Source organism: Anabaena sphaerica FACHB-251 (genome assembly GCF_014696825.1).
In the GTDB taxonomy this organism is placed as follows: domain Bacteria; phylum Cyanobacteriota; class Cyanobacteriia; order Cyanobacteriales; family Nostocaceae; genus RDYJ01.
Map to the genome: position 1 here is coordinate 96,158 of NZ_JACJQU010000011.1, position 18,814 is coordinate 114,971.

An 18,814-nucleotide genomic window follows, 5' to 3' on the forward strand; every position below is an offset into this window, starting at 1 on the left:
ATGTTGATGGAGAAACATCGATTGAAAATTCAGAGTGATGTGTCAACTGCTAGGAATGAACTGCAATGTACCAACGGATATTTGCTTTTCCTTTGAAGGTTTTTCAGCTAGGGGAGGAAAAACCGATGATCATAGCGATGGTTGGGGGATTGCTTTTTTTGAAGGTAAAGGATGCCGGCTTTTTTTAGATGCCAAACCCTCCATCGATTCTCCCCTAGCTGAGTTGGTTCGACGCTATCCCATCCATTCTACCCACGTCATTGCTCATATCCGTAAAGCTACCCAAGGTAAAATTGCCCTGGAAAACTGTCATCCTTTCCGTCGCGAACTTTGGGGTAGGTATTGGGTATTTGCCCATAATGGTAATTTACCAGACTTCCATCCTGAAAATCATGGCATTTTTCAACCTGTGGGTGACACAGATAGCGAAAAAGCATTTTGTTTGATTCTCAACACTTTGCGAAATAACTTTCCTAAAGGTAAACCGCCTTTACGCTTACTTTACCCTGTCTTGAGGGAAATCACGGCGGAATTAGGTTCTTTAGGTATTTTTAACTATTTGCTATCTGACGGAGAACATTTCTTTACCCATTGCTCCACCAAACTCTGTTACATTATCCGGCAAGCACCCTTTGCAGCCGCACACCTGATTGATGAAGAGATGACTGTAGATTTTAGTGAATTAACTACACCCAGCGATCGCGTTGCTGTCATTGCTACTACTCCCTTGACAGATAATGAATTTTGGACACCTATCCAACCAGGAGAAATACTAGTATTTCAGGATGGTTTACCAATCAACTTTGAGTAATTTATTCCCAACAATCCAGCGAATCCAGAGAATCTAGAGCATCTTTAATAAGAAAATGCCAAATTAGATAGATTGTCAACTGTCAATGCAGGCTGTAAATATTTATCCACTATCTCGATGACTTTATCAGTCTCTACAGGTTTGGTGATAAATTCTGTTGCACCGAATACCTTGGAACGGACTCTATCAAACACACCATCACTAGAAGTTAATATTACCACTGGTGTCTTGGCAAAAAAAGAAATGCGTCGTAATTGATTACAGACCTCATAACCATTGACAACTGGCATCATCAAATCCAGAAAAATCAAGTCTGGTTTTTTCTCAATTAGAGTTGGTAAAGCTTGTAAAGGATGTTGAATACCAATAAATCTCATCCCATGAGAGGTAATAATTCGCTCTAGCATTTTACAAACTTGGGGGCTATCATCCAAACAGGCAACAAGTGGAGAATTTGTTCTATTTTCTTCTGTAACCTGATGGATTTTACTAACCTTATTTGTCGGTAACGGTGCATCAGGTAATTCTATTAAATTCACAATTCCTTGCTGGATATAAGGAAGCAATGAACGAGCGACGGATAAAACACTCTGCTTCATCTTCACTGCTAATTCCCAGAGGGTATATTTGCCATTAATTAATCTCTGAAAATTTGTGTATACCAATGGACTTACCTGCTGCTTGAGTTGCTCTGGTTTCTGCAACACTGGGGCTAAATAAGGACAAATATCCGCTAATCCTGCTTCTAACCACTTATGCCAACATTCTTGCATTTGTTTGAGAAACATATTCCCATTTGTGGAAATGAGAGGTGATTTCAAGATCATTTCTTGATTTCGTTCAAAACTCAAAGATGATGAATTCGTCTGTTGAGCTAGATCAAATAAAACCTCAGTGATTGTACTTTCAACAATATTATTAATTTGTTGCTGTCTAATTTTCTGAGTTGCAAATAAATTCTCTAACAATAGATAATCCCAATAGTCCACCAATATATCTTCAGCATAATGCTGGATATTATTAAGATCTATTTGTGGACAATGTTGAGCTATATTTCTCAGCCAACGACGATAGGGATGTGTGCCTCCTGTTGCCCAAACAATCTTTCCAATTTGATAATAAATTTTCCAAGTTTTTCCTTGAGAATTCTTTACCTTTAACTGCCCAGTGTATTTGAATTGGGTAGAAATATTAAATTCCTTAATAAGTTTATTTGATTCCATGACTTGATAGTTATCCATACTTTTTTTACCCAGATTTAAGCGATGTAATTTTGATGAATTCAATACCGATGTGTATACCTAGTAAGACCGTCGAAGGTTAAATTCCATACTCTTAGTAAGTTGCTTTATGAGTAATTTCTCCACAAGTTATGGTGATAAACCAGAAAATTTATAACTGCTTTATCTGAGCTTGAAAGAAATTTGTTCAACCTTTTTAATCCATTATGAGTAAATTAGGTTTTTTGGCGATTTGGGATAGCCCGATGGAATTTCATTTACAATTATTACATAGATATTAAGTTTTGTTAATATAAATCCCTCCGTATAAACTCGGAACTTTTGCTTTAAATATCAATTAACCTAATGTGATAATAGGTATATTAGAGCAAATAAACAAGCTAAAATACGATCTCTGAACTAATTTTATGTGATTAATATCACATAAGCACAATTGTTAATTCAACTCTCATCGGCAGTCATAAGCAAAATCAAACCGCAAATTAGAGGTATATAGAAGAAAATTCACCATTAATAATACCTAACTCCCAATTGACTGAGTTTAGCGTTGATTTTTAACTTTATCCGCCCCTGTATAACCAGTTGCTACCCATATTATGGCTCTAGCTCCATCGCGGATAGCTTTTTCGATAGGTTCCGGTGCTGTTGTTGAGGGAACAGATACTGCTTTGAACTCAATCCCCCGACTGCCCAAAACAATCTCACCAATCACACAAGCACGGCGCATATGAAAATCGGAAGTAATCAAATAAACACTTTTGATGCCCTTTGCTTGTAAATCATCTACTAATGTAGTAAAATTAGTAACTGTATCTACGGCTTCATAATCTAAATATAAACGCCGCGAATCAACTCCAGCTTTAGCAAATACCTCTTTAGTATAGCTAGGTGGACTGCCTCCAGTAATCCATATTGGTATATTTGGATGCTTTTTGGCAAAATCTGCTGTAAACTTCTCTCTTTCTAGACGTTTAGTAGAACCGCCCAAAACTAACACGGCTTGTGGATGTACAAATCGGATTTGTACTTCTTTATATCCCCACCAAACTAACAGAGGTAGGATAAAAGACATAACCCGCAAAGATTTACCTTTAAACAATAGCTTTTTCAAGGCTGTCTAAGTGTGTTTGCGAACATTAGAATTTTATCTAAAAATTATGTAGACTAAAAAATTTAAGCGAAATAAACCCAAATAAGGATTTGGTGAATTTTTATTTATAAACAAAAGGGTTCAGCCACGGTGTAACTGTGGTTGCTATCTTCGATGCACTATCCTAACTTATATCAGACAATATATTATAGGGGTAAAGACCCCATTTATTGATCAATTGTGCAGCCTCAAGACTAAACCGTTTAAATTTTCGAGCAGGTGAGAATCTCCAATTGCGGACAAGAATATCGGAAATTGAAGTAAAATACGGGACTGGTGCGACTTGAACGCACGACCTGTCGCTTAGGAGGCGACCGCTCTATCCAACTGAGCTACAGCCCCAAATTAAGTACCATATATAATGATAGCAGTAGTTTTAGTCAGATTGCCAACTATTCTCCCAACTACCACCACCAACTTCTAAACCACAAAGATTGCTCTGTGCTTTGAGAATAATTTTGGATTTGCTGCCATTTAATTGTCGCAATTCCAAATCTAGTTTACCTTGCATGGTATCCCAACAACAGATTGCTAAACCATTGCTTGTTGGTGCGCGTAGGGGTGTACCTGGTAAATCGGTAATTCCTGTTAATTCTACCTCATAATGAGAATTTCTGGCTTGCATTTGCCATCTACCCCAAGGCTGAATCTTCCAGTTTACTTGTGAGTTCCAGGGAACGAATTCATAAAACTTGCCTTGGTAATGGATACCAATCATGGCTACAGATTCCATCCACCATAATACACCACGCTTTCCCCCACCAGCAGTTAAAGCTAAGTCGGGTTTGTTGTCAAAAGAATTACAATTTAGCCAAAACCATTTTTGGGGAAACGCACCGCCCCAATTTTTTTCCCCGTAGGCTGGGGCGTTTGTGAATTCGTAAATTTTCCCATTCCACTCTATCCAGCCAGTGGCCAAACCGTGAGCCATTAAAATTTGCCATCCCGGTTCAAAAATCTGTAAAAATGATATCCAGCCAGCGGTTGATTGCTGAAGACTATTTTGATGACCCCAAGCATAAACAGGTTTAATTTCATACTGCCAACGGCAATAATTACCAGTAGCAGGATCGGTAATGATGCCTTGATTTAAGGTGGCTGTGGCTTGATAACCTTCTTGAATATGATGTGCAAATTCACGGGGGAGGAGATAGAGGGGTGATACTTGTAAGTTGGTTTTTCCCCAGTGTCCTAAAGCTAAGACATCTCGACTAGCCCAAAATTTGCTGACATCGGGAAATGTCCGACAGAGATATTCGTCATCTGGTCCAAGAACTTGGGCAGCACCACCGCTGTAAGGTTTACTACCGATGGGATCTTCGATGGAATACATAAAAGCGAAGGTTTGCCCAATTTCAGGCAGTGTAACGCGATAATACCAACCTTCAAAGAAGCGGCGACTTGTACCGTCCCAATGGTAGCCGCTGTGGGGTGTTTGGGTTGAGTCTAGGAAGTTTTTGGGAAGAATAACCATATATTTTTATTTGTTGCCTATTTTTGAATATGTGCGATTGTGCCACAGGCGATCGCTAATAACTACTATGTCTCAAATTTCAACATTATATTCGCCGGATATTTTGAAGATATCCTCTAATATTGGTCATCTTGAAAGCTTTAGTTTTAATATTATACATATTAATAAATTAGCCTAAAAGTTTTATTTGTCAAGGTTTTAAACCTATTCTCTCGATAGGTCTATTGACTCTAAACGTAAAAAGCGGTACTCTAAACCGGTGAATCAAAACATGAGGAAAATCTTGTGAGTACAATCACAGAAATCCAAGCTTTAGATGTACCCACTGCTATCACTCAACGGCGCTCAATTAAAACTTTTAAATCAGATCCCATAGAGCCAGATTTACTGAAGCAATTGGTAGAGTTGACAGTAGCAGCACCCAGTAGTTTTAATATTCAAGACTGGCGGATTATTCTCGTCCAAGATGCAGCACAAAAGGCCGCATTATCAGCCGCATCTTGGAATCAACAGCAAATAATTCAAGCACCTGTTACCTTCGTATTTGCAGCTGATCCTACTACTGGAGAACAAGATTTGACTCCGATTTTAGAAGCCGGTTTACAAACTGGGGCTTGGAATGAAGGGACTGTAAACTATTTTAAAAATGCTATTCCCCAATTTCAAGCAGGGTTAGGAGACAAGCGCCGCGAATATGCAATTAAGGATGCAGTAATTGCTGCTACCCATTTGGTATTAGCTGCGGAAAGCCTGGGTTTATCCACCTGCTTTATGAATGGTTGGATTGAGGATCAGGTAAAGGCTGTGATAGGTGCAGCAGATAATCCTGATTTAGCGATCGCTCTCTTAGTTCCTGTAGGTTATGCCGCAGAACCACGCTTAAATCCTGGTCGTCTGCCATTATCTTACAACGTTTCTGTGGACAGGCTCGACAACCCATATCAAGGTTAAAACTTAGTTTTTGATAAATAAATTCTAAAAATGCAGCAATTAGACCAAAATCTAACTTCTGCATTTTTTAAATTTTTAGCTCACTACGATATCGCATAACAAAAATTATATTAATCTTTTTCAGAAAAATTTCAGAATTGTTGCGAGATATTACAGAAATTCAACTTTAGTAAATATACTGCTCAAAGGAAAAAACCCATGATAGATTAAGAGCAGGGTACAGAAAGGTTAACAATTCAAACCAAAAACAACTGAATTAGAGCCTGTGCCTCCTGCTCTAATGTCCTCGTAATCACTGTTAGGTTGTGGCTTCCTGCTGTTTTAGCCTTGATTTCATCGAGTTGTTATTGGAGGTCTTTAAACGCACAGCCAGAAATGCCTGCCTAGTTGGAATTTAAGGATGCACAATTCTGATTGGTAGATTGCGAATAGTGTCCACCCTAGTTGATGTAGTTAATTCGGATTAAACCATTTTATTGAATCATTTCCTTACAAAGAAACCGCTGTGATTTGCTGACTTATACCTGTCGCAACTTACGGTGGTTTTTGATTTGAGTGGGTAAAAAATCCCTCTCCTAGTCAACCAATTTATCACCCCCAGTAAGATTCGATTGCCTGATATTTTAACTATCATCAGCAACGACTAACGAGTGAGGCTGAGGCATGAAAGCAGAGATATCTGTACTGTGGGACAAATCGCAAGCAATAGACATCTGGTGGTAATTAAATGTGCGTGGTTTGAAACCCTTGTAGAGACGTTCCGGCGGAACGTCTCTACCATATTTCCGGAGAGGTCTAATAGTAAGACAATTCTTTTGATAGATAGCAAGCTAAACCTATAGAGTGATGAAGATATAGGGTTGAGAAGAGAAAATTAAGTAAGTGACTATAGTAAAAATTACTTGTTTGTTTCTTTGTAAACACACTGGTAATTATGTCAGGAGGTAAAATGACATCTCAACCATATAAACGTGCCATTGGTACATTTGCTAATCGTCAGCAAGCTCAACAAGCACTGTCTGAATTGAGAAATTCCGGTTTTCCCATGAATACAGTTTCTGTGTTAGCGAAAGACACAGACCCTAATGAAAAAATTGCGGGAGCGCGGGTTGAAGATCGTGGTGACACTGAAGCTCAAGAAGGTGCGGGTATTGGTGCAACAACAGGCACACTTTTGGGAGGTCTTGGTGGTTTACTTGTAGGTTTAGAAGCTTTAATTATACCTGGAGCCGGACCATTTCTGGCAGCGGGTACTATTGCCACCACCTTAGCTGGTGCGGGTATTGGTGCAGCCGCAGGGGGATTAATTGGCGCTATTACAGGTTTAGGTATTCCTGAAGAAGAAGCGAGAGACTACAGTGAAAGAGTATCCCAAGGGGAATACTTGGTAATTTTAGAAGGATCTGAGGACGAAATCAGACGTGCTGCTTCTATTTTAAGCACTCAGGCTATTCGGGCTTGGAGAGTAGATGATATCTCAAATGGTCGTTACAATTCTGATTTACCTCCCACTAGTACGGTAAATCGAAACACTGACATATATGCAGGTCGAACTACTACCCCATAAGACGTGGAAATCATTGATAGACGAGATCGCATAACATAAGTTAACGCTTCAGTTAAATTATTGGTTTTTTCTCATCATCTAAGTGGGGATAAATAGCAGTTATTCCCACTTACTATGCCAGTGATCAAGTATATCTTTAACTATAACTTCTTTGATCCAAATTTGTAAGATAATTACTAAAGGAACAGCTAAGAATACACCTAAAAATCCAAAAAAGCTGCCAAAAATAACTACTGCTAAGATTGTAACTGCTGGTAATAGTGATACTTGGGTTTTTATGGTATAAACTTGATGAATTTTATCCTGATTATAAAGCTGAAGATTTTGATGGTTATGACATCAAAACATTTGATGTTGATGCTGTTGATGACAAAGTTGGTTCTGTCCAAAATGTCTTAGTTGATGAAGATGATGGTCGTTTTCGATATTTTATCATTGATACAGGCTTTTGGGTGTTTGGTAAAAAGTTTTACTACCAGTTGGTTTGGCTGAAATTGACTATGAAAATAGACGTGTTTTAGTGCCGAGATTAACTAAAGGACAAGTGGAAAATTTGCCAGAATTTAGTGAAGATTTGGCAGTTGATGAGGAGTATGAAGAGCGAGTCAGAGGGGTATATCGTCCCTTTTACCCAAAATCCCCAATACCATTCAGTTTTGCGCCATCATGCTGATATGATCAATAATGGTAGCCAAGAGAGTTTACCAGAAGCACAAGACTGCAAGGATGTGCAACAATCTTATCACCAGGTGATACAGGATTTAGCAAAAGATTTGTGATTATGTTTGTGATTGTGGCGTACATCGAGTATTATGCAAGCTGTTTAACATATAAGATAGTTGTTTCTAAGCAGGGGAAGAAAAGATGAGGGTTTGGCTGGCCTGTTTCTTTGTATTATTTGCCTTAGCAGAATTTTTTGACTGGGTAAAAGAATTGTCTCTACCATTACCTATCTATATTTTAGGCGGAGCATTTTTAGCGGTTGCTTCCAACTACGATAAAATTGTTGGGTCTTATTTCAGTGAAGTGCAAGCGGAAATTTTACCCGAACTACCGAAGTTAGACGCATCAACTCCACCAACTTCAATTTCATCAACTCCAATTTCTTTGACTATGTTAACTCCTGTGGAAGAAATTCAAAAATCTCCACAGGAATAAATGGCTACATTATATAGCGTTTCCCCGTCTAATGAAGTACACACCAATTTATTCCCTGTTCCCCGTTCCCTGTTCCCTGTTCCCTAAAACTAAAAAACTTTGTGCCTCGCGAGCATGGGAACTACTATATACAATTGAGATCAACTAACTCATAAACTGGAACTGAGGTTTCAGTTATTCCACATCTATAACACCAGGTTGCTGCCATAGTACCGTGATTAATGGACTTTTAGCAAAATTCCGTGCTGTTCTCATTCAAGATAAAGGTTCACGTCTAACTTTTAGATTCCCTAATTTCCTGTCAATTATTCTGCTAAGTAGTGTGGGAGTGACTGCTTTGGTATGGGGAGTGCGTGAACTGAAATGGTTACAAGCTGGGGAGTTAAGCATTTATGACAGGATGTTGCGATCGCGTCCTCAAGAACCACTTGATGGCAGAATTTTATTAGTCACAATTACACAAGAGGATCTGACACGGGAAAAATGGCCTTTGTCAGACCAAACTATCAATAAATTATTAGAAAAATTAGAGTCTTATCAACCCCGCGTGATTGGGTTAAACATTTATCGACAAGGACAAAAAAATTTAGCGGCTAATCTGCACAAGCAAGATCTGATGATTGGCACTTGCTTGTTAAGTAATATTGCGAGAACAGAAATTCCTCCACCTCCCAACTTACCTATAGATAATATCGGGTTTGATGATGTAGTTAGCGACAATGCCACAGATCAAATTCTGCGTCGTACTTTGTTATTCACTGATGTTACAAATACAGACAATAAATGTCAAACAAGATTTTCCTTGGCATTTCTATTAGCTATGAGTTATTTAGAAAAACAAGGAATTGAATATAATTTCACTAAAAATGAGCAATTGCAAATAGGTAAAACTATATTTCCTCGCTTAGATAAAAATGCAGGTAGTTATCAGAATACAGATGCCTATGGTTATCAAATTTTATTAAATTACCGCCATCCGAATCACCTGGCCAAACAAGTCACCCTTACACAAGTTCTCACAGATCAAGTCAACCCTAATTGGATACAAGATCGCTTGGTAATTGTTGGGACTACTGCGGCTAGTGTGCATCCTGGTTACTATACACCATATAGCAGTTTATCAGACCAACCTGCGAGAATGCCTCGTGTTTTTATTCATGCCCAAATAGCAAGTCAAATTATTAGTACAGTTCTCGATGGCAGACCTCTAATTTATTATTGGCCAGACTGGGCTGAATGGTTGTGGATTTGGAGTTGTGCTTTGGTGGGTGCTGTTTTAGCATGGCAATGGCGACATCCTGTGATGTTAATAATAGTAGAAAGTTTTATTCTTGTTGGTGTGGTAGGAATCGCGGCTGGGTTGTATCTCCAAGCAATATGGATACCATTATTTACACCTTCTTTAGCTTTGGTAATAACTAGTTTTGCTGTCATGGGTTACACTACTTACCAAACTCAGAAACAAAATCAAGCTATTCTCCTCCAAGTTGAACAACAAGAAGAAGCGATCGCTCAAATTAGCTTACTATTAGAACAGACAACAGCACTTCCATCCCAATTTAATGAGTTTAATTTTTCAGAAATATCAATATTCAAAACCGATGACTTACTGTTAGCTGGACGCTACAAAATCTTAAAAACTCTGGCTTCCGGTGGCTTTGGACGTACTTATTTAGCAGAAGATACACAAAAACAGGGTAATCCTATCTGTGTAGTTAAACAATTAATGCCAGCCCGTCGAGATCCAAGATTTATGGACGTTGCCCGCAGGTTATTTAACACTGAAGCTCAAATTTTAGCAGTGGTGGGAAAACATCCTCTGATTCCCGAATTGTTTGCTTCTTTTGAAGAAAATCAAGAATTTTATTTAGTTCAAGAATATATTCTTGGACATACTTTAAGCGAAGAATTACCACCAGAAACATCTGTCAAAAATGAAGTATTTGTTGTGAGTATGCTTAAAGAAGTTTTAGAAATTTTAGCATTTGTACACGATCATCGTGTAATTCATCGGGATATTAAACCAACAAATATTATGAGATCTACTCAAGATAATCGCTTGGTATTAATAGATTTTGGTGCGGTCAAATTAATTCAACCCAGAATAGATGAGGCAACAGAATTAGCTACAGTAGCTATCGGCACAAGAGGCTATTCACCACCAGAACAATTTGCAGGTCATCCCCGCTTATCAAGTGATATTTATGCTTTAGGTATAATTGGTATTCAAGCTATTACTGGCATACCACCCCAGGAATTGCCGGTAAATCCAGAAACTGGTAATATTATGTGGCGACAAAGAACCAATGTCAGCGATGAATTAGGAGCAATTTTAGATAAAATGGTCTGTTACCATTTTGGCGATCGCTATCAATCTGCTACTGCTGTTCTTCAAGATTTAAAATTATTAGTCATTAGTCATTAGTCATTAGTTATTAGTAAAATTCTTACCCAGTCCCCAGTCCCCAGTCCCCAGTGCGCTTCGATGTAGTTTTTGATATTAAATTATGTAAATAATACATAACCCAATAATTAATTGGGCAATTAGTCAATATAATCAGGATTATTTTTTTGTTAAAGTTTCTCGAAAACTTAAACTTGAGTAACTTTTAAGACAGAAGTCTTATCCAAGATTACGGAAGCTATTTAAGTAACGTCCAGTGATTGGTGCATAGGAACAAAAATAAGTGCTGAAGAAAGTTTTCATGGTTGGGGTTTTGACCCTATTTTTGTTAGGATTTCCATTGATAGGTAATGCTTGGGCTGAAGCAGCGGCTCCTCCCCCTGATACTGGAGACACAGCATTTATGCTGATTTCGTCAGCATTGGTATTGCTGATGACACCAGGATTAGCATTTTTCTATGGTGGGTTTGTGCGATCGCGCAATATCCTCAACACCTTAATGATGAGTTTCGTGTTGATGGCCATTGTCGGAGTCACCTGGGTTCTGTGGGGTTATAGTTTGTCCTTTGCTCCTGGTTTACCCTTCATCGGTGGGTTACAGTGGTTAGGTTTAAACGGTGTAGGTTTAGAAACAACCGGTTATTTGCAAGGTTCAGCCCCTGCGGAAGTTGTTTCCTATGCGGGGACAATACCTCATCAAGCATTCATGATCTATCAAGCCATGTTTGCAATTATCACCCCTGCTTTAATTTCCGGGGCGATCGCCGAACGCATGAGTTTCCGCGCCTATTGCCTATTTGTGCTGTTGTGGTCAACCTTTATCTACACACCCCTAGCTCACATGGTCTGGGCAAAAGGTGGATTTCTAGGTTTATACGGCGGTTTAGGCGCTCTTGACTTTGCCGGTGGCACAGTCGTACATATTAGTTCTGGGGTTTCTGCACTCGTCGCAGCCATGGTCCTCGGTCCCCGGAAAAACCACCCTGATCGCCTCAGTCCACCCCATAACGTCCCCTTTATTTTATTGGGTGCTGGCTTACTCTGGTTTGGCTGGTTTGGTTTTAACGCTGGTAGCGCCTTATCTGCCGGTGGTGTGGCTACAGTAGCCTTTGTTGCTACTAATACATCAGCCGCTGCTGGTGCGTTAATGTGGTTAATTTTAGAAGCAACCCTCAGAGGTAAACCCACCGCCGTTGGTGCAGCCACCGGTGCAGTAGCTGGTTTAGTTGGTATTACTCCAGCCGCAGGATTTGTCACACCCTTAGCAGCGATTTTAATTGGGTTCACTACTGCCGTCGTGTGCTTCTATGCTGTGAGTTTCAAGCACAAGCTCAATGTTGATGATGCCTTAGATACTTTTCCTGTACATGGTGTAGGAGGAACACTAGGAGCAATTTTAACTGCTATCTTTGCCACCACTGAAGTCAACTCAGGAGGTAAAGAAGGGTTATTGCGTGGTAATTTCGGGGAATTATTCATTGAATTAACAGCGATCGCCATAGCTTATATCATCGCGGCTGCTGGTACATGGATCATTCTGAAAATTATTGATGCTACCATCGGTTTGCGTGTCAAAGAGGAAACAGAAAATCAAGGTCTAGATATCAGCGAACACGGAGAAGAAGGTTATAACTCCGAGTTTGGCGATCGGATCAACGTTTAGAGTGACTGGGGACTGGGGACTGGGGACTGGGGACTGGGGACTGGGGACTGGGGACTGGGGACTGGGGACTGGGAACCCGGAAGGGGAAATACCTCTCTTCAGCACCCTGCCCCCTACCCCCCTGCTTCTTTTGCCTATTCCCTTAATGGTAACAGTCTCAGATCCCTGACTTCTTAGAGAAGTCGGGGATCTTATTATTAACGATCAGATGCAAAATTGCTAAATTTTTGTTAACTTGATGTACATTTAACTTACTCGGCATCAACTGACCACAGAACTGATTTTGAATTTCTAATTTTTAATTTTTAATTTTTTAGTCGTGTCCACTTCTGCAAAACCATTTCCTATCTGGGGATTTTTCTTACTGATAACCAACGGTATCCTGATGTTAGCCATCATTTTACTGATTTGGCGACAGCAGAAATTGACCACTGCGTTTGCAACCAGCACTTCCCCACAACAAGTCAACCTCAACCCTCAAAACCAAGCTTTCGTACCGGAGTTAGGACCCCGCCATAAACTCAATTACAAGCAATGGCTAGAGATCCTCAAACAAGAAGCCAAAGTAGCTGCCGAAAACCCGCCTCAGCATTTAACTGTATTGGCCGGAGATTCTTTAAGTTTATGGTTTCCACCTGATTTATTACCCGAAGACAGAAATTGGCTAAATCAGGGAATATCCGGTGAAACTAGCGAGGGATTATTAAAAAGATTAGATTTATTTGACCGTACCCAGCCAGAGATAATTTTAGTCATGGTTGGGATTAATGACCTGATCCGCAGGGTAGGTGATGAAGAAATTTTAGCCAATCAAAAACAAATCATCCGTTATCTACGGAGAACGCACCCCAAAGCAAAAATTGTCCTCCAGTCGATTTTGCCTCACGGGGGAGAAGAAGTAACTTGGGAAGGACGGGAAAAACTACTGGCTATTTCTAACAGTCATATTCGCAAGTTAAACGAGGAACTACAAAGGATAGCTAATCAGCAAGGGATTCAATATCTCAACTTGCATCCCTTGTTCACTAACAAGCAAGGTGATATGCGTCGAGAATTTAGCACCGATGGCTTACACCTCAATCCCCAAGGCTATACAGTTTGGCGCACTGCATTGCAGATTTACAGTGAACAGGGAACTCTTAACAGGGAACAGGGAGCAGGGAACAGGGAACAGGGAACTCTTAACAGGGAACAGGGGAGAATAATTAATGACCAATGACCAATAACTAATAACTAATGACTAATAACAACTGAATTGTGTCCTAGCACGAGAAAATGATAAATAGTGATTTTATCAGCAAAACCTCAATGGATACCAAAGCTTTCAAACGCAGCCTCCAACATTCAGAAAATTACAATCGTAAAGGGTTTGGACATCAAGCAGAGGTGGCCACCCAGTTGCATTCTGAGTATCAAAGTAACTTAATTCAACAAATACGCGATCGCAACTACATCCTCACTAGAGGCAATGTTACCATCCGACTAGCACAGGCATTTGGATTTTGCTGGGGTGTAGAACGTGCAGTAGCTATGGCTTATGAAACCCGTCAGCACTTTCCCACAGAACGCATCTGGATTACCAACGAAATTATTCACAATCCTTCTGTGAATCAACGGATGCAGGAAATGGAAGTAAAATTTATCCCTGTTGAAGCCCATAAAAAAGACTTTTCTGTTGTTGATCAAGGTGATGTAGTCATCCTACCTGCCTTTGGTGCCAGCGTTCAAGAAATGCAGATTTTACATGATAAAGGTTGTCAAATTGTGGATACAACTTGTCCTTGGGTTTCCAAAGTTTGGAATACAGTTGAAAAACACAAAAAAGGCGAATATACCTCCATTATTCACGGAAAATACAAACACGAAGAAACCGTTGCTACCAGTTCTTTTGCAGGTAAATATTTGATTGTCTTGAATTTACCAGAAGCAGAATATGTAACTAACTACATTCTCAATGGTGGCAACCGTGAGGAATTTTTAGCTAAATTTGCTAAAGCTTGTTCAGCCGGATTTGATCCTGATCAAGATTTAGAACGGGTAGGTATTGCCAACCAAACCACCATGCTCAAAGGTGACACCGAAAAAATTGGTAAACTGCTTGAACGAACCATGATGCAAAAATATGGGACAACAGAATTAAATCAGCATTTCCAAAATTTTAACACCATCTGCGACGCTACCCAAGAACGCCAAGATGCAATGTTGGAACTAGTCGAACACAAACTAGATTTAATGGTAGTAATTGGTGGGTTTAATTCATCAAATACTACTCAACTACAACAGATTGCTTTTGATCGCAGTATTCCTTCCTATCACATTGATAGTGTTGAACGCATTAAATCAGGTGATGCCATCGAAAATCGACAACTAACAGGAGAATTGGTAACAACAAAAAACTGGTTACCAGCAGGAGAAATAGTTGTCGGTATAACCTCTGGTGCTTCTACACCCGATAAGGTAGTAGAAGATATCATTGAGAAAATTTTTGCTTTAAAAGCAACATGGTAATTCTTAATTAGAGACAAGGGAAGCAGGGGTAACAATTATTTATTCCCTCTTCCTAGTCCCCAATCCCCAGCTATTTGGCATTTTGGCACTCGTCTAGTAAAGTAACTTGATATATTGCAGAAATTACCAAGATGTTTTTAATTTTTATACAGGAGACGGGATTAAACCCGTCTTTTTTGTCATTTGAGGATTTGCCATTTTGGCAGAAGTTAACAGAATAATTGTGCTATATTGATAAAAATTGCAGCGATTAATTAATGAATAAAACAATTTGCACGGGTTAAATTCCCGTTCTTCTTGTTTATTTCATTTACAATCCTGACAACCTATTGAATTTTATTTCTACTATTTTTTTCCATATTCCAAGGTGTATTGCCACTTTCAAGCTATTAGTGCGGACGGGATAACCCCCCGTCTTTTTTTTGATATTAAACAGAAAATTCTCACCAGATAGATACTCGACTTCCAATACTGTTCGGTTAAGGATTTTTGTAGGTTGGGTTGAACAAAGTGAAACCCAACAAATCTCTGTAAATGTTGGGTTTTGTCCCTCAACCCAACCTACCCAATTTCATGGTTTTGAGCTTAACCGACAAGTATTGACTCGACTTCTCCAATAAGTCGGGGATATGGGTATTACGTTTTTTAAAGTTGGAGAACTAGGATAACTTATTTTTTTTGCAACCGCATCATCTATTATCAGTTTTTCGCATATTTGCATACATCCTCTAGGAAGATGCAGCTACAAAACCAGACAGGCTAAATTAGTTTGGGATGTTGTTATGCACTGGATTTATATTGAGGTTTGGTTAACCACCAAACCTTTTTTGTTTATCAGCATTTAGAACTTTAGCCGTCAGCAAGAAAGTAATACAGATTTGCCAGGATCGCTACATCCAGTCGGTAGGGGTTGATCAACCGCAGCATATAGCAATAGTAAATCATAGATTCTACAAACACGCTACTGAACAAGAACAGGACTTACGCGCAAGTAAGGTCAAAACTAACCACAGAGGACACTGAGGAAAGGTCTGAATAAGAGTTTGGGAGAGTTTTTGTTGCGTCAGGACTTACGCAAAACAGAACGGAAGTAGGAGTAATACTGCAACGGGCAAGCAAGCTACATGAATTACCCCTACGCAAGAATCAGGTTTTGAGTTCAATCTTGCGTAAGTCCTAAATTAAGATCCCAGACTTGTTAGAAAAGGTGAGGATCTGAAGTAATTTTAACCAACCAGGGATACTGTTTAAGGTGCGTGTAAAGATAGGTTATGCCTATTAGACCTCTCCGGAAATATGGTAGAGACGTTCCGCCGGAACGTCTCTACAAGGGTTTCAAACCACGCACATTTAATTACCGGAGATGTCTATTCTGATAAATTGTACTTTTTTGTAAAATGTAAAATAAAATGTAAAAATTTAAACTTAATCATTATGGGCAACTGCTCGAATCACGAGTATAAAAGTAAAAATACTCAGTTCCAAAAGATTCTCCGCATTGACTGAAAACCAAGATGGCCAAGCACTCGCGTAAGGTGAAACCAAAAGCAGCTAGAACTGATCAGCCTCGTGCTGGTGCATTGAAAAGAATAGCTAAAAAATCTCAAAAACAATCTCGATGGCGCAGTTGGCTGTTGTCAACCTTGGCATGGATTATTTTGTTGGGTAGTGCTGGTGTAATTATCGCTTTTGGCTGGATTAGCATTCTTTTTATACTTAATCCAGAACAGGTTAGCTGGCTAAATAAATATTTACCAGAAGGCGCGAAAATTGATGTCAGTCAAAAAGATATCCCCCAAACCCTAGCCGAAATCGAACTTACCTTAGAGAAACAAAACCGCATAGTTGGAGAAAGTCTATCTTTAGATGCTGTAAATCCAAAAAATAATCAAAAAGCAAATTTATTTCTACTGCCAGTTTTCCAAAAACGTAATAATTGTCAGTCTGATTGTCAAGAACTGGTGGAAGTGAGGGTTTATCAACGCTCAAAAGATTTAGAATATCAATTTCAAGCACAAACCTACTACCATCTAGTCACACAACTGGCTATCACTGGACTTACAAAGTCTTTTGTGGAATCTCCCCTGGGTAAAAATGTTTCCGAGTCCCAGAAGCAGGAGGGAAAAACTCAGTTACCTTTAACTGAGATAAAAGCTTTTAATGATTCTCCATTATCACCAGGGTTCTGGTTTTATTTGCGTGGTGAACATAAACAAGGAGATGGGGCGATTGCTTATGGACAAATTGTTCACTACAATCAAGAGCTTCGCAGTTTACAACAAATGTTATCTTGGAAAAATCCTAATGGGCAATTACCCAAATGGCAGCAGATAACCGGTAGTGCTACAAAAGAGTTATTTATAGACCAAACAGTAGGTTTAGATCCACAGTTACAAGTTTATCAAATCAAAGAAGGCAAATTAGTTAAGAATTCTGTGGTACTAGAACCAATTAACCTTAAATCTTTATTTGAGGATTTTAGTTATCAAAAATCCCTATTATTGGCGCGAAATGGATTGTGGACACCAGCTGATGCTTGGTTGACATCTCTCCAAAAACAGCGTCAACAGCCTTTTCCAGATTCTGTCCAGGCGCAAATTGATTTAATTCGCCTGCATTCTCAATTTACCAAAATTCAAGCTGATAAAAGTTGGGCTAGTCCTAGTCAACAAGTGCTGACAGCTTTAATTGATGGTCGCTGGGAACGAGCTTTACAGGTTTTGACAACATCTTATAATAACGAGCAAGAAATTTCTAACCTACTTAAAAGTGATAGAGGTAGATTATGGAATCGGACAACTGTGGCTTTGCAACTAAACCCCAGTAGAAAGGCCGTGTTAGCTTGGGCATATCTGATATTAACTGTGCAAAGGGGAGAGCAACGAGCTAATACTTGGTTACAAGGACAGCCAAACATTAATGAAGAAACTCTAGTTTATCTTCAAGGTATGTTAGCAAAACTCAATGACGAAGTGACAAATGCTCATCAGAGTCAGATTATCGGTGGGGTGCAAAAAATTTCCAAGATTAATAATATTGATTGGCTACCAGTAGATGGTCAAGCAGAGGTAAAAATTGCAGATAACCAAATTTGGTATCAGGTAGATGTGGGTGCATTCCATGATGGAACAAGTTGGTTAAGTTACCCGTTTGCTAATTTCTCACTACCAAAAATTCAAACTAGCCAATTTTGGGCGAAAATTTTGGGAATTAGTGCTGATCCCAATATCCAAATAGTTGTTTGGCTACCTAATGGAGAACAGCAAATAAATACCGCTACTATTAAAGCTGTACAAATGAGGAACGGGGTTTTACGACTTTTAGCCGCTGGTGATTTGATTCGGGAAAATAAAGATAGTTCTCTTCAACCCAAACCTCTGGCTTTAACTTCCGCTGCATTAGAATGGGTACAAGCATCTCCCATCAGTATTGAAGCTCTTGATCAACAAAATCCTCAAGCTGTACAGACAATTTTACCGAGTGTGTGGCGTTCTTTGCAGCAGTCTGGCGATATTTCTCCTGGTCAGGTTCCCAACTTTGAGGAAATAAAGGGAAAAATGAGTAATTGGCCTGTGCAGATGATTGATATCACCAATGATGGCACTCTTGATGTGGTTTTGACTATTTCTGGTTCAGCTATAGCCTCTTTGACTCAGGCTGGAAATGAAAATTGGGGCAATGGAAAAGAGAATAAACGTTCCCGGACTGTGATTTTTTCGGCTAATGGTGAGGTTATCTATACTGATTTTGCTGCCAAATCACCGCAAACGCTGATCGCGATCGCTAAACTTAACAGTGACCAATCTCTAGCTTTGTTGGTAGAAAATAATGATAAATATAGCTTGAGGCGCTGGTCAGCCACTAATCAGCGCCTAGAATAGTGAGCA

General features: G+C 39.4%; 14 protein-coding genes, 1 tRNA gene and 1 pseudogene. 11 read left to right on the top strand and 5 right to left on the bottom strand.

Annotated elements, in window-relative coordinates:
• Positions 1 to 37 precede the first annotated feature (37 nt).
• A complete protein-coding gene (locus H6G06_RS17765; RefSeq protein ID WP_190562498.1) occupies positions 38 to 811 on the top strand; it encodes a class II glutamine amidotransferase in 774 nt (257 codons plus the stop codon).
• Positions 812 to 855: 44 nt separating this feature from the next.
• On the opposite strand, the gene H6G06_RS17770 is transcribed toward H6G06_RS17765, so the two are convergent.
• The 4 genes from H6G06_RS17770 to H6G06_RS17785 form a co-directional block, all read right to left on the bottom strand.
• Positions 856 to 2,052, bottom strand: coding sequence for a response regulator (locus H6G06_RS17770; protein WP_190562500.1), 1,197 nt, complete (start codon positions 2,050 to 2,052; stop codon positions 856 to 858).
• 541 nt (positions 2,053 to 2,593) lie between these two features.
• On the bottom strand, positions 2,594 to 3,124 hold the full coding sequence (locus tag H6G06_RS17775; protein WP_190562598.1) for a YdcF family protein: 531 nt from the start codon (positions 3,122 to 3,124) through the stop codon (positions 2,594 to 2,596).
• A gap of 346 nt (positions 3,125 to 3,470) precedes the next feature.
• Positions 3,471 to 3,544, bottom strand: a tRNA-Arg gene (locus H6G06_RS17780).
• Between the two features lie 34 nt (positions 3,545 to 3,578).
• Complete coding sequence (locus H6G06_RS17785; RefSeq protein ID WP_190562502.1) at positions 3,579 to 4,676, bottom strand: tocopherol cyclase family protein; 1,098 nt, start codon at positions 4,674 to 4,676, stop codon at positions 3,579 to 3,581.
• 285 nt (positions 4,677 to 4,961) lie between these two features.
• On the opposite strand from H6G06_RS17785, the gene H6G06_RS17790 reads away from it, so the two are divergent.
• Positions 4,962 to 5,627 carry a nitroreductase family protein gene (locus H6G06_RS17790; protein ID WP_190562504.1) on the top strand — a complete coding sequence of 222 codons (666 nt, stop codon included), beginning with the start codon at positions 4,962 to 4,964 and terminating at the stop codon, positions 5,625 to 5,627.
• Positions 5,628 to 6,576: 949 nt separating this feature from the next.
• Positions 6,577 to 7,194: a general stress protein gene (locus H6G06_RS17795; RefSeq protein ID WP_190562506.1), complete on the top strand. Its 618-nt coding sequence runs from the start codon at positions 6,577 to 6,579 to the stop codon at positions 7,192 to 7,194.
• A 99-nt stretch (positions 7,195 to 7,293) separates the two neighbouring features.
• On the opposite strand, the pseudogene H6G06_RS17800 reads toward H6G06_RS17795, so the two are convergent.
• Positions 7,294 to 7,473: pseudogene (locus H6G06_RS17800) on the bottom strand (AI-2E family transporter); the annotation flags it as partial.
• Here H6G06_RS17800 and H6G06_RS27510 point away from each other — a divergent pair.
• From H6G06_RS27510 to H6G06_RS17840, 8 genes are all read left to right on the top strand, one after another.
• On the top strand, positions 7,455 to 7,715 hold the full coding sequence (locus tag H6G06_RS27510; RefSeq protein ID WP_338422951.1) for a PRC-barrel domain-containing protein: 261 nt from the start codon (positions 7,455 to 7,457) through the stop codon (positions 7,713 to 7,715). The pseudogene H6G06_RS17800 and the gene H6G06_RS27510 overlap by 19 nt on opposite strands.
• A 72-nt stretch (positions 7,716 to 7,787) precedes the next feature.
• Entirely contained in the window at positions 7,788 to 7,973 is a 186-nt protein-coding gene (locus H6G06_RS17810) for a hypothetical protein (protein WP_190562618.1), read from the top strand.
• An 85-nt stretch (positions 7,974 to 8,058) separates the two neighbouring features.
• Positions 8,059 to 8,352, top strand: a complete 294-nt coding sequence (locus tag H6G06_RS17815) for a hypothetical protein (RefSeq protein WP_190562508.1) — start codon at positions 8,059 to 8,061, stop codon at positions 8,350 to 8,352.
• A 214-nt stretch (positions 8,353 to 8,566) separates the two neighbouring features.
• Entirely contained in the window at positions 8,567 to 10,777 is a 2,211-nt protein-coding gene (locus H6G06_RS17820) for a CHASE2 domain-containing protein (RefSeq protein ID WP_190562510.1), read from the top strand.
• A gap of 280 nt (positions 10,778 to 11,057) precedes the next feature.
• Positions 11,058 to 12,419, top strand: a complete 1,362-nt coding sequence (locus tag H6G06_RS17825) for an ammonium transporter (protein WP_199306779.1) — start codon at positions 11,058 to 11,060, stop codon at positions 12,417 to 12,419.
• 319 nt (positions 12,420 to 12,738) lie between these two features.
• Positions 12,739 to 13,638: a GDSL-type esterase/lipase family protein gene (locus tag H6G06_RS17830; protein WP_190562515.1), complete on the top strand. Its 900-nt coding sequence runs from the start codon at positions 12,739 to 12,741 to the stop codon at positions 13,636 to 13,638.
• Positions 13,639 to 13,727: 89 nt separating this feature from the next.
• Positions 13,728 to 14,927 (top strand): 4-hydroxy-3-methylbut-2-enyl diphosphate reductase, encoded by a 1,200-nt coding sequence (locus H6G06_RS17835; RefSeq protein WP_190562517.1) that lies wholly within the window; start codon positions 13,728 to 13,730, stop codon positions 14,925 to 14,927.
• 1,514 nt (positions 14,928 to 16,441) lie between these two features.
• The gene (locus H6G06_RS17840; RefSeq protein WP_190562519.1) at positions 16,442 to 18,808 is read left to right on the top strand and encodes a hypothetical protein; all 2,367 of its coding nucleotides are present in this window, start codon (positions 16,442 to 16,444) and stop codon (positions 18,806 to 18,808) included.
• The last annotated feature ends 6 nt before the right edge of the window (positions 18,809 to 18,814 follow it).